This is a genomic window from Actinomyces sp. 565, assembly GCF_010365615.1.
Taxonomy (GTDB): domain Bacteria; phylum Actinomycetota; class Actinomycetes; order Actinomycetales; family Actinomycetaceae; genus Actinomyces.
On sequence record NZ_PIZD01000010.1, the window covers coordinates 1 to 12800 of the forward strand.

At 69.2% G+C, this 12800-nt stretch carries 8 protein-coding genes; 4 read left to right on the forward strand and 4 right to left on the reverse strand.

The window, feature by feature from the left end; genetic code table 11:
• Nucleotides 1-90: 90 nt before the first annotated feature.
• The 3 genes from grcA2 to dxs form a co-directional block, all read right to left on the reverse strand.
• Complete coding sequence (grcA2, locus tag GZ997_RS01920) at nt 91-336, reverse strand: autonomous glycyl radical cofactor GrcA2 (RefSeq protein ID WP_136194409.1); 246 nt, start codon at nt 334-336, stop codon at nt 91-93.
• Between the two features lie 77 nt (nt 337-413).
• Complete coding sequence (locus GZ997_RS01925) at nt 414-2534, reverse strand: pyruvate formate lyase family protein (protein WP_162678635.1); 2121 nt, start codon at nt 2532-2534, stop codon at nt 414-416.
• A gap of 466 nt (nt 2535-3000) precedes the next feature.
• Nucleotides 3001-4977: a 1-deoxy-D-xylulose-5-phosphate synthase gene (dxs, locus tag GZ997_RS01930; RefSeq protein ID WP_162678636.1), complete on the reverse strand. Its 1977-nt coding sequence runs from the start codon at nt 4975-4977 to the stop codon at nt 3001-3003.
• A 219-nt stretch (nt 4978-5196) separates the two neighbouring features.
• On the opposite strand from dxs, the gene GZ997_RS01935 reads away from it, so the two are divergent.
• Entirely contained in the window at nt 5197-7203 is a 2007-nt protein-coding gene (locus tag GZ997_RS01935) for a prolyl oligopeptidase family serine peptidase (RefSeq protein WP_162678637.1), read from the forward strand.
• Nucleotides 7204-7289: 86 nt separating this feature from the next.
• Here the strand turns inward: GZ997_RS01935 and GZ997_RS01940 are convergent, their stop codons facing one another.
• Complete coding sequence (locus GZ997_RS01940; protein ID WP_162678638.1) at nt 7290-7769, reverse strand: hypothetical protein; 480 nt, start codon at nt 7767-7769, stop codon at nt 7290-7292.
• 101 nt (nt 7770-7870) lie between these two features.
• Here GZ997_RS01940 and GZ997_RS01945 point away from each other — a divergent pair, with 101 nt between their 5' ends.
• The 3 genes from GZ997_RS01945 (at nt 7871) to sucB (ending at nt 12511) form a co-directional block, all read left to right on the forward strand.
• Nucleotides 7871-9430, forward strand: a complete 1560-nt coding sequence (locus GZ997_RS01945; protein ID WP_238994183.1) for a leucyl aminopeptidase — start codon at nt 7871-7873, stop codon at nt 9428-9430.
• A gap of 197 nt (nt 9431-9627) precedes the next feature.
• A complete protein-coding gene (lpdA, locus tag GZ997_RS01950) occupies nt 9628-11037 on the forward strand; it encodes a dihydrolipoyl dehydrogenase (RefSeq protein ID WP_162678639.1) in 1410 nt (469 codons plus the stop codon).
• 118 nt (nt 11038-11155) lie between these two features.
• On the forward strand, nt 11156-12511 hold the full coding sequence (gene sucB / locus GZ997_RS01955) for a 2-oxoglutarate dehydrogenase, E2 component, dihydrolipoamide succinyltransferase (protein WP_162678640.1): 1356 nt from the start codon (nt 11156-11158) through the stop codon (nt 12509-12511).
• Nucleotides 12512-12800: the final 289 nt, after the last annotated feature.

Below are 12800 nucleotides of genomic sequence, written 5' to 3' on the forward strand. Positions count from 1 at the left end.
GGGCGGCCGGGGCCAGGAAGTCCTGGTCCCGGCCGCCCGTCCGCTTCGGGGTGATGGTCTCAGTCATCTGAGTCCCTCACCGGTGGCGGTTCAGGCGCCGGCGTGGAAGGTGCGGTTGAGCACGTCAAGCTGCTGCTCCCGCGTCAGCTTGACGAAGTTGACAGCGTAGCCGGAGACACGAACCGTCAGGTTGGGGTAGTTCTCCGGGTGCTCCATGGCGTCCTCGAGGGTGGAGCGGTCCAGCACGTTGATGTTCGCGTGGTACAGCCCCTTGACGCCGCCGTTGTCGTCGCGCTGAGCCTTCATGGACTCCAGGCGCTCTTCGTACGTGGCCATAGCAGGCCCCTTTCTGAGTGAGGTGAGGTGTTTGTATTCGAATGGTCTAGTGCCTCGCGACCACCTGGGCGGCGGAATCAGACCTCGGCGCCCTCGTCGGGAACGAAGCCGGCGTCGAGGATGCCCACCAGGTTGGCCACGCGCTCGTCGAGCGTGCGGCCCAGGCCCTGGGGCGTGATCGTGTTGGTCAGGGAGATGCCGTCAAGGGCGTCGTTGTAGTCCAGCTTGCCGACGCTGAGCATGGAGGCCACCATGCCGTGGGTGTCCATGCCGTTCTCCGGGTTGGCGCCCGGGGAGAAGGGCGTGCCCTTCTTGTGGCCGGAGGGGAAGGAACCGGTCGCCTTGCCGTAGACGACGTTCGAGGTGATGGTAAGCACGGACTGGGTCGGGATCGCGTCCCGGTAGAAGGGCTGCTCCTTGATCTTGGACATGATGGTGTGTACCACGGTGGCCGCGATCTCGTCCGCGCGGTCGTCGTCGTTGCCGTAGATCGGGAAATCGCCCTCGGTGACGTAGTCAACCACCAGACCGGTTTCGTCGCGTACCGGGGTGACCTTGGCGTACTTGATGGCGCTCAGGGAGTCGGCGACGATGGACAGTCCCGCGATGCCGCAGCCCATGGTGCGCACAATCTCGGAGTCGTGCAGCGCCATCTCGATGGACTCGTAGGCGTAGCGGTCGTGGCAGTAGTGGATGATGTTCAGCGCCTCGACGTAGGTGCCGACCACCCAGTCGAGCATCTTCTCGTACTTGTCCCAGACCTCGTCGAAGTCCAGCGGGGCGTCGCCCTCAACACCGGGCAGGCCGGTGACGACCTGCTTGCCGGTCATCTCGTCACGGCCACCGTTGATGGCATACAGCAGCGCCTTGGCGGCGTTGACGCGAGCGCCGAAGAACTGCATCTGCTTGCCCACCCGCATCGGGGACACGCAGCAGGCGATGGCGGCGTCGTCGCCCCAGTGCTCGCGGATCTGCTCGTCGGCCTCGTACTGGATGGCGGAGGTGGTGATGGAGATCAGCGCGCAGAAGTCCTTGTACCCCTGGGGCAGGTCCTCGTTCCAGAAGATGGTGATGTTCGGCTCGGGGGCGGGACCGAGGTTACGCAGGGTCTGCAGCAGCCGGAAGGAGGTCTTGGTGACCAGCGGGCGGCCGTCCTCACCGAAGCCGGCGTCCGACCAGGTGGCCCAGTAGGGGTCGCCGGAGAAGATCTGGTCGTAGTCGGTGGTGCGCAGGAAGCGGGTGATGCGCAGCTTCATGACCATGTTGTCGATGAGCTCCTGGGCGCGGGACTCGTCGATCACGCCGTTCTTCAGGTCGCGCTCGAAGTAGATGTCCAGGAAGGCCGACAGGCGGCCGATGCTCATCGCCGCGCCGTCCTGGGACTTCACCGAGGCCAGGTAGGCGAAGTAGGTCCACTGGACGGCCTCGTGCGCGTCCTTGGCGGGGCCGGAGATGTCAAAGCCGTAGGAGGCGGCCATGTTCTTGAGCTTCTTCAGGGCCTTGATCTGCTCGGAGTGCTCCTCGCGGTAACGCGCCCAGTGCTCTGAGAAGGGCTTGTCCACCACGGCGTCCTTGGCCTTCTGCTTGAGCTCGATGAGGCGGTCGACGCCGTACAGCGCCACCCGGCGGTAGTCGCCGATGATGCGGCCGCGGCCGTAGGCGTCGGGCAGGCCGGTGATGATGTGGCTGGAGCGTGCGGCCCGGATACGTGGGGTGTAGATGTCGAAGACGGCGTCATTGTGCGTCTTGCGGTAGCGGGTGAAGATCTTCTTGACCTCGGGGTCGACCTCCTTGCCGGCCTCCTTGATCGCCTGCTCCACCATGCGCCAGCCGCCGTTGGGCATCATGGCGCGCTTGAGCGGGGAGTCGGTCTGCAGGCCGACGATGACGTCGTCGTCCTCACTGATGTATCCGGCAGGGAACGCGTCGATGTCCGACGGGGTGTGGGTGTCGACGTCGAGGATGCGCACCTTGCGCTCCTCGGACAGGTAGTTCTTCTCCAGGGTGTCCCACAGGCGCAGGGTCTTGTCCGTGGCGCCGGCGAGGAACGATGCGTCGCCCGTGTAGGGCGTGTAGTTGCGCTGGATGAAGTCGCGAACGTCGATGTCCTCGGCCCACGGTCCCGTGGCGAAGCCCTCCCACGCGTCGCGGCTGGTGGTCTCCTCCGCCGTAGCGGATGCTGTGACCTCGGTGGTCATCCGTGCCCTCCTATAGGGTGGGTGGCCCGGGCCACCCGATTGCTTGCGCCCTTGTGAGGCGCGGCGGTACATCGTTGCGCCGTCGACACCAGCCTAGGCCAGACGTCCCGGCTTGTGTTAGGTCGCCCCAATGCGGCCCGGTGGGATCACTCACAGGCAAACACCAGCGGCCACCGAGTTAGGACTTAAGTCCCCGACGTCGTTGCGGGGTGCGCGCGCCCGCACCTCTTCAGGCCTCCGCTACGCCTAGCGGGGCGCGGCGGAGTCGGCGCGACTGCGCGGGGCGTCGGGCTTGCGCTACGGGCACAGCGCCAGATCGCGGCACCAGGCCACGGCACTTGGCCACAGCACCAGCGCCCCGCCCCGCGCCGGTCCCGGCACGCACCGGAGCCCGTCCGAGACCGGGCTCACAGCTGCGCACAACCAGTGCAAGTCCTCCAGGCGTGGGACTGGCGTCCTAGACGTCCTAGACGCGGAGCAGCTTCCGTGCGGCGGCGCGGATACCACCCGGGTCCATGCCGAACTCGGCCAGCAGCTCGCCGCGCTCCGCCGTCGGCAGGAAGCGACGCGGCACCCCCAGCCGGGCCACCCGCGGCACGCGCTCGGCGCCGTCGGCGAGCGCCGCATCCTCAACTGCGTCCCGCAGCTGCGAGCCCATGCCTCCCTCAACCAGGCCGTCCTCCACCACGAGCGTGCCGCCCGCGGCGCGCGCCAGCTCAACCAGCGCGGGCGGCACCGGCACGGGCCACCGCGGACAAACCACGCGCACGGCCAGCCCCTCTGCGGCCAGGCTCCGGCCGGCGTCGAGCACGCTGCCCGCCATGGCCCCGACTCCGACCAGCAGCACCGGCCGCTCCCCCGCCGTGTCGAGCAGGACGTCCACGGCGCCGAAGGGCCCGCCGTCCTCCCCCACGGTGCGCACGGCCGGCAGCGGAGCGGGCAATGAGCCCTTCGGATAGCGCACCACCGTGGGGGCGTCGTCCACCCCGACCGCGTCGCGCACGGCCTGCCGCAGCGTGTCCTCGTCACGCGGGGCCGCCAGGTGCAGCCCCGGCACGTGCGCCAGCAGCGCCATATCCCACATGCCATTGTGACTGGCCCCGTCAGTGCCGGTGATACCGGCCCGATCCAGCAGTATCGTCACGCCGGCCCGGTGCAGTCCCACGTCCATTAGCACCTGGTCGAAGGCCCGGTTCAGGAAGGTCGCGTACAGGGCTACCACCGGGTGCATGCCCGCGAAGGCCATGCCGGCGGCGCTGGTGAGTGCATGCTGCTCGGCGATACCGACGTCGATGACGCGCTCCGGCAGCGCGTCCGCCATTGGCTGCAGGCCCACCGGCTGCTGCATGGCCGCGGTGATCCCGACGATCCGCTTGTCGGCGCGCGCCAGCTGCAGCAGCTCCTGGGCTACGACGGCGGTCCACCCGAACCTGGAGGGAACCACTGGCAGTCCCGTCTCCGGGTGAATGCGCCCGACTGCGTGGAACCGGTCTGCCGCGTCCTCCTCCGCAGGGGTGTAGCCGCGACCCTTCTGGGTAATCACATGCACGATCACCGGCTCCGCGTACTCGCGGGCGCGGGTGAAGGCGAACTCCAGGGCGGTCTCGTCATGCCCGTCGACCGGGCCGGTGTACTTGATGCCCAGGTCCTCGAAGAACGCCGAGGGCACCAGGATGTCCTTCAGGCCGCGCTTGAGCCCGTGCAGCGCCTCGAAGGCGGCCCGCCCCGGCGCGCCCTGGGACAGCAGGGTGTGCTTCACCCCGGCGAGCATGCGCTCGTAGCCGGGGTTGGTGCGCAGGGCGTCGAGGTGGTGGGCGAGCCCGCCGATCGTCGGTGCATAGGACCGGCCGTTGTCGTTGACCACGATTACCAGGTGCTTGTCCGCGGAGTCGGCGATGTTGTTCAGCGCCTCCCAGGCCATACCGCCCGTCAGTGCACCATCGCCGATAACCGCCACGATGTGCCGCTTATCGCGGCCCTGGAGGCGATTGGCGCGGGCGATGCCGTCCGCCCAGGACAGGGCGGTGGAGGCGTGCGAGTTCTCCACGACATCATGGATGGACTCGCCGCGGGAGGGGTACCCGGAAACGCCGCCGCGCTCACGCAGGCGGCTGAAGTCCTGGCGACCGGTGAGCAGCTTGTGCACGTAGGCCTGGTGGCCCGTGTCAAAGACGATGGTGTCGCGTGGGGAGCGGAATATGCGGTGCAGCGCGAGGGTGAGCTCGACGACCCCGAGGTTCGGCCCCAAGTGGCCGCCGGTGCGCGCCACCGTGGCCACGAGGTAGCGGCGGATCTCCTCGGCCAGCTCCTCCATCTGCTCGCTGTTCAGGCGCCGCAGGTCACCGGGCCGCCGAATACCGGACAGCAGGGGCGTCGCGGGGAGGCTCACCAGCTGTTGTGCGCCGCGCTCCTGCGCACCGGACGTGGCAGTGTCTTCACTCATCGACGCAGCTCCTCCTGGTGGTGAACTCCGGTCTGACACGGCGTCCGGGCGCGCCGTCGGAAATGCCTCTCAGCATATGCACATCCGCCCGGCCCCGGCGCCACGACCCGCAAGGACTCGCCCGCAGGGCCCGCGGAGCACGTAATGTTGGCTCCTGACCGTATCTCCCGCCCGCAGCCCGGGCGGGTGGCGGCAGCCGCACCGCCCTCAGGAGGAACGATGAGCACGACAGCGCCTTACGGGACCTGGCCCTCGCCGATCACCCCCGGCACCATCACCACCCGCACCCTGTCCCTGTCACAGGTGCGAGTGGACGGCGGGGACACCTACTGGGTGGAGCAGCGCGCCTCACAGGCCGGGCGCCAGGTACTGCTGCGTCGTGACGGAGACGGGCAGATCGGCGAGGTGCTGCCACTGACCCCGTCCGACGAGCTGGTGGACGCCCGCACGCGGGTACACGAGTACGGTGGCCGCGCCTACGCCGTAGACTCCGGCATCATCGTCGTCTCCCACGCCGGTGACGGGCGGCTGTATCGCTATGACGTCGCCCACCGCCTGCGCGGCCTGGTGCCGCTGACCATCTACGGCGACGTCCGCCACGGCGACCTGGAGATCGACACGGCGCGCGGCCTGGTCTACGCCGTACGCGAGGACCACCGGGGCGAGGGGGAGCCGGTCAACTCACTGGTGGCGATCCCCCTGGACGGCTCGGGAGCGCGCGACGACTCCGCCGTGACCACGGTGGTCTCAGGCACGGACTTCGTGGTCTCCCCAACCCTGTCTCCCGACGGCGAGCACCTGGCCTGGATCACCTGGAACCACCCCGGCATGCCGTGGGACAACGCCACGCTGCACGTCGGCGACTTGCGCCCCGACGGCACCATCGGCTCCCAGGCCGTAGTGGACGGCGGCACCGGCTACTCGGTGTCCGAGCCGCGCTGGACCGAGGAGTGCGAGCTCGTGCACGTTTCCAATGCATCGGGCTTCTGGAACCTGTACCGCACCGAGGGCTTCCCGCGTCGCGGCACCAACCGCGAGGGCTGGACCGAGTCCTTGCGCACCCGCCCCCTGCACCCGGTCGACGCGACCTTCACGTCTCCGGCCTGGGTCCTGGGCCCGCACCACTTCGACGTGCTTGACGGCGAGCACCTGATCGCCTCGTGGGCGCGCGACGGCGTGTGGCACCTGGGTACCGTCAAGCTCTCGAACGGTGAGCTGGAGGAGTGGAACGTCGGCTGGCAGCCACTGGGGAACGTCGCCTCCTCCGCCGGGCGCGTGGTCATGCTCGCGGGCAGTGAGACCGAGCTGCCCAGCATCGTCGAGGTGCGCGGCCAGGAAGTCGAGATACTGCGCGGCTCGGGTGACTTCAACGCCTATGACGCCGGTATCTCCTTCGCCGAGCCCGTGTCCTGGCCCACCACCGACGGCGCTACCGCGCACGGCTTCTTCTACCCGCCGGCATCGGCCGCCTACGTGGGCCCTGAGGATGAGCTACCGCCCCTGATCGTGGGCGTACACGGCGGCCCCACGGCGATGGACCGGGCCGGCTACGACCTGCGCATCCAGTTCTGGACCAGCCGCGGCTTCGCCTACCTCGCCGTGAACTACCGGGGCTCAACCGGCTACGGCTCGGACTACCGCCGCCTGCTGAACGGCAAGTGGGGGGTCTACGACGTCGATGACGTCGTCTCCGGAGCGGAGTTCCTGGCCGCCTCCGGCAAGATCGACCCTGCCCGTATCGCGGTGCGCGGCGCTTCCGCCGGCGGGTTCACGGCGCTAGCGGCGCTGGTCCGCTCCGAGCTGTTCAGTGCCGGCACCTCCCTGTACGGCGTCGCCGACCTCGCGCAGCTGGCCCGTACGACCCACAAGTTCGAGTCGCACTACATCCAGCGCCTGGTGGGCGCCGAGGACCTGCATGATCCGGTTTACGCCGAGCGCTCGCCGCTCAGCCACACCGACGCCATTCACGCCCCGCTCCTGCTTCTGCAGGGCAGCGCGGATCCGATCATCCCGGCGGAGCAGGCCACCAGCATGTACGAGGCCGTGAAGGCCAAGGGCCTGCCGGTGGCACTGGATGTGTTCCCGGGCGAGGGTCACGGCTTCAACCTGGCAGCGAATGCGCACCGGGCGCTTCAGGACGAGCTGAGCTTCTACGCCCAGGTGTGGGGACTGGACTCGCCGACCACCGAGCGCCTGGCCATCAGCGTCGACAACCTCAAGCGCTGACGCCGCCCGGGCGGCTACAGGGGAAGCCGCCCGGGACGCCGGCGGCCCGGCGGCAGCGCGGCCGGGCCGCCGGTTCGTTGATCCGTCTAGGAGCGATCGCGGTGAACGCTGTTTTGAATGGTGTCGGAGATATCCGTGATGCGCTCGGCGTTGGTCACGATACGGCGCGGGTCGGCCAGCCAGAGCTGTATCCCGCCCACCAGCGGCAACAGCACCGGCAGGTACCACAGTGCCGTACCCCATTGCGACCAGGCGGTGCCGGCGAAGCCGGCGAGGTTCGCCACCAGCAGCCCCAGCGCCTCCAGCAGCAGGCAGGCCCAGCCCACGCGGCGCATACGGCGACCGTTGTGGGCCACGGCCACTGACAGGAGCAGGTAGCCCAGGCCGGCGAGCACACTGAGCGCGGCGGGCAGTCGGCCGCCCGCACCCGCCCGGGCAAGGGTAATGAACGCGGGAACCAGGATCACCAGACCGAATACCGCGAATACACCGACGAGTGCGCGCCCCCAACCATGCGCAGGGCGGCGCGTATCGTTCAGAGCCCGCGGCTGGGAAGACTCATCCATGCAGTAACTGACCTCGTGTTGAACTGCGGGCCCGTGGCTCGGACCGGGAAACCGGACGACGCCCTGGCGCTGGTCCGGCCCTGTGACGTTACCATTCCCGCATGACTGAGATTATGACTTCCAGCCTGCTGCCCACTGCGGCGGGCGGCGACGTCCTGGTCCTGGCCGCCCGCACTGACGCCGACGCCCCGGTGCTGCTCACCGCGGGCACCGGTGCGGAGCAGACACCACAGTTGCGTGGACTGCCGGATTTGCTAGGGCCCCTGGGCTTCACTGCCGCCATCGACACGGTTGTCCGGATACCCGCGGCGGCGCTGGACGGCGACCGGAGCGACCTCGCCCCGACTCTGCTGGTAGTCGGCACCGGTGATGCATCCGACAGTGCCGCGTTGCGCCGGGCCGCGGGGCGCGCCGCGCGCGAGCTGGCTGGCACGGGACATGCCGTCTTCGCCCTGCCCGCGGATACCGCTGAGCGGCTGGCCGCCGTCGCCGAGGGCGCCCTGGAGGGGGCTTACGCGTGGTCGCGCCGTGTTCCGGCTTCAACCGCTCCCCTGGCCCGCGTCACGGTGTTGACGCCACTGGCTCCCGCCCCGCGCTCACTGCTGCGGCGCAGCCCGGAGGACTCCTCCGCACCGGTGCTCAACCGGGCACGCATCCTGGCCGAGGCCGTTGCAGAAGCCCGGGACCTGGTCAACGATCCGCCCGCCCGGCTCACCCCGGCCGCCTTTGCCGATCATGCCCGCCAGGCCGCCGATGCGGTCGGCGGGCGTCAGGGCCGACTGGACCTTGAGGTCTACGACGACAAGCGGCTGCTGAAGGAGGGATTCGGCGGCATCTCAGGGGTGGGGCAGGGATCCGTGCACCCGCCCCGGCTGGTCCGCCTGGAGTGGAGCCCTCGGCCGCGTCGCGGCAAGGTGGCGCACGTGGCCGTGGTTGGTAAGGGCATCACGTTCGACTCCGGTGGTCTCTCGCTCAAGCCCCCGGCGTCGATGCCCGGCATGAAGTCGGACATGGCCGGCGCGGCCGCGGTGCTGTCCGCCACCTTGGCAGCAGCCCGCCTGGCCCTGCCGGTGAGGGTGACCGCCTGGCTCGCCCTGGCGGAGAATCTCCCCGGTGGCTCCGCGCAGCGGCCCAGTGATGTGGTGACCATGTTCGACGGCAGCACGGTGGAGGTGACCAACACCGACGCGGAGGGGCGGCTGGTAATGGCAGATGCCCTGGCGGCGGCGGTCGCACAGGGGCCCGACGTCGTACTGGACGTCGCCACGCTCACGGGCGCCCAGATCGTGGCGCTCGGAGACCGAACCGCCGCCGTGATGGGCGACGCGCGGGAGGATGTCATCGCCGCCGCCACGCGTGCCGGCGAGGACTTCTGGCCCATGCCACTGCCGGAGTACCTGCGGGCCGGCCTGGACTCGCCCTTCGCCGACCTGCGCAACGCGGTGATGGGCAGCAGGGCCGCCGGCATGCTCGTAGCGGGCCTGTTCCTGCGCGAGTTCGTGGGCGACACTCCGTGGGCGCACCTGGACATCGCCGGTCCCGCCTACAACGAGAAGGCCGCCTGGGGACTGACTCCGCAGGGCGGTACGGGCTTTGGCGTAGCCACGCTACTGGCCTTCCTGGAGGACCGCGCCGCTCAGCCGGGTACCGCCGAGCGCTGAGCCCGCAAACACGCCCTCGGCGGGTATGTGATGCGTCTGGCGATGACGTAGGCTGTCTGGGACTCTGGTCCCCGGTTGCGACACGGCGCCCGCCGCCGGCCGCCTGTGCCAGCCGCCAATCACGTCGGTGCCGCACGCCGCACCACCGGCTGGCCTCCAGCCAAGCCACCAACTAGCCACCCACAAGGAGTAATCACATGACTGATGCCAGTGCTGTTGACGGGACTAATGCCGCTGAAGGCAGGCTCTATGACATGGTGGTCCTGGGCGGCGGCTCAGGAGGCTATGCCGCGGCGCTGCGCGGTGCCCAGCTGGGGCTGAGCGTGGCACTGATCGAGGCGGACAAGGTGGGTGGCACATGCCTGCACCGCGGCTGCGTGCCCACCAAGGCACTTCTGCACTCGGCGGAGACTGCCGATGCGATCCGCGGGGCGGCCGCCGTAGGCGTACGGGCCGCCTTCGAGGGCATCGACATGCCTGCCGTCCAGGAGTACAAGAACAGCGTCGTCACTCGTATGTACAAGGGATTGCAGGGCCTGGTCTCCTCCCGCGGCATCGACCTGGTCAGCGGCTGGGGCCGTCTGGTGGCGGCCGACGCCGTGGAGGTGGCGGGCAGGCGCTACCGGGGGCGGAACGTGGTTCTCGCCTCCGGCTCCTACCCGAAGACCATCGGCCAGGAGATCTCAGGGCCGGTTATGACCTCCGAGCAGGCTCTGGAGCTTGACCACGTCCCCGCCTCCGCGGTGATTCTGGGCGGCGGAGTGATTGGCGTGGAGTTCGCCTCCGCCTGGGCGTCCATGGGAGCGCAGGTCACCATCATCGAGGCGCTGCCGCACCTGGTTCCCAATGAGGACGAGGCGATCTCCAAGCAGCTTGAGCGCGCCTTCCGCAAGCGGAGGATCGGCTTCCGTGTGGGCACACGCTTCGAGTCCGTCGAGCGCACGGGTGATGGCGTCAAGGTACGCACCGCCGACGGTGCTGTAATCGACGCCGAGGTGCTGCTGATCGCCGTCGGCCGCGGTCCGGCAACGGCGAATCTCGGATATGAGGAGGTTGGGGTCGCTATGGACCGCGGCTTCGTGCTCACTGACCCGTACGGCCGCACAAATGTCTCCGGGGTGTGGGCCGTGGGCGACATCGTGCCCGGCGTGCAGTTGGCGCATCGCGGCTTCGCCCAGGGCATCGCCGTCGCCGAGCGGATCGCCGGCATGGATCCCGAACCGGTGGACGATGTCAAGGTCCCCAAGGTGACCTTCTGCGAACCCGAGATCGCCTCCGTGGGGTTGTCCGAGGCCCGGGCCGCCGAGCTGCACGGCGCGCAGAACATCGTGACCAGTCAGTTCAACGTCGCCGGGAACGCCAAGTCCCAGATCCTGGGCACCCAGGGGTTCGTGAAGCTGGTGTCGTTGAAGGACGGGCCGATCCTTGGATTCCATGCCATTGGAGCGCGTATGGGCGAGCAGGTTGGCGAGGGGCAGCTGATTGTGTCCTGGGAGGCCGACGCCAACGACGTCGCCTCGCTGGTGCACGCACACCCCACGCAGAACGAGACCATCGGCGAGGCTGCCATGGCTTTGGCCGGCAAACCGCTGCACAATCACGGCTGAGGCTGTCGCGGCCACGAACCTGCAGAGGCGCCGAAGTCGGTCGCAGCACTCGGCCAATGCACTCAGGTATTGAAACCAGTCATCACACCTACCAATCACAAGAGACGGAGATTCCATCATGTCCGAGCCTGTAAAGATGCCCGCTCTGGGCGAGTCGGTCACCGAGGGGACTGTTTCCTCCTGGCTGAAGTCCGTGGGTGACACCGTTGAGGTCGGCGATCCGCTGCTTGAGGTCGCCACTGACAAGGTCGACACCGAGGTCCCCTCCCCGGTGGCCGGAACCCTGCTCGAGATCCGCGTTGCCGAGGACGAGACCGTCGAGGTCGGCACTGTGCTGGCGATTGTGGGCGAGGCCGCCGAGGGCGGCGGCGGAGCCGCGCCGGCGCCGCAGGAGGCCGCCCCAGAGCCCTCGGCTCCTGCGGCACCCGCGGCACCTGAGGCACCCGCAGCGCCCGCTGCCTCTCCACAGGCAGCCGCCGTCCCGGCGGAACCCGTTGCGGCGCCGCCGTCGGCCGCGTACGTCACGCCGATTGTGCGCAAGCTCGCCCGGGAGCGTGGCGTCGACCTCGCCGAGGTAACCGGTACCGGTGTGGGCGGGCGCATCCGCAAGCAGGATGTGGAGGCTGCGGCCGCAGCCAAGGCCGAGGCCGAGGCTGCCGCCCAGCAGGCAGCGGCGGCGCCCGCTGAGGCGGTGGCCCCTGACGCCCCGGCGGGCGCGACGCAGTCGCGCGGTGCGCAGGCCGCAACCGACAGCGAGCTGCGCGGCCACACCGAGAAGATGAGCCGGCTGCGTCGGATCATCGGCGAGCGCATGATGACTTCGCTGCAGACCTCCGCGCAGCTGACCACCGTCGTTGAAGTGGATGTGACCCGGATTGCCGCCCTGCGCGCGCGGGTGAAGGACGAGTTCCTGGCTCGCAACGGCACCAAGCTCACCTACCTGCCGTTCTTCGTGGCTGCCGCCACGGAGGCGCTCAAGGCGCACCCGAAGATCAATGCCACGATCGGGGACAACCAGGTGACCTACCACGATGTGGAGCACATCGGCATCGCGGTGGACACGCCCCGGGGCCTGTACGTGCCGGTGGTGAAGAATGCCGGCGACCTGAACATCCCGGGCCTGGCCAAGCGCATCAATGACCTGGCGGCCCGCACGCGAGACAACAAGGTCGATCCGGGTGAGCTGTCCGGCGCGACCTTCACGGTGACCAACACCGGTTCCGGCGGCGCCCTGTTCGACACCCCGATTATCAACCTGCCCGAGGTGGCCATCCTCGGACTCGGCGCGATCACCCGCCAGCCGCGCGTGGTCAAGGACGCTGATGGCAACGAGGTGATCGCGGTGCGCTCGGTGTGCTACCTGTCGCTGTCCTACGACCACCGCCTGGTTGACGGAGCGGATGCCTCCCGGTACCTCATGACCGTCAAGAAGCGCCTGGAAGAGGGTGACTTCTCCGGCGAGCTGGGCTTGTAACACATCAGCCGCATACGTCGGCACCTGCTGAGACAAGGGTGGGGCCCGCACACAGCGCGTGCGGGCCCCACCGCTGTGATTCGAGGGTTGTCGGCGTGAACGTGGTGCCTTGGGGCGGAGTGTCGGGGCCTACTGGCCGGCTCACTCGGCTACTGGCCGGCTCACTCGGCTACTGGCCGGCTTGCTCGGCGCGATGGTTGTGTGGGTGGTGGTCCTGCACGACCCTCGGCGGCACTGCACGACCTTGGTGCGTGTTCCACGACCCCGGGGTGGTCGTGGAACACGCACC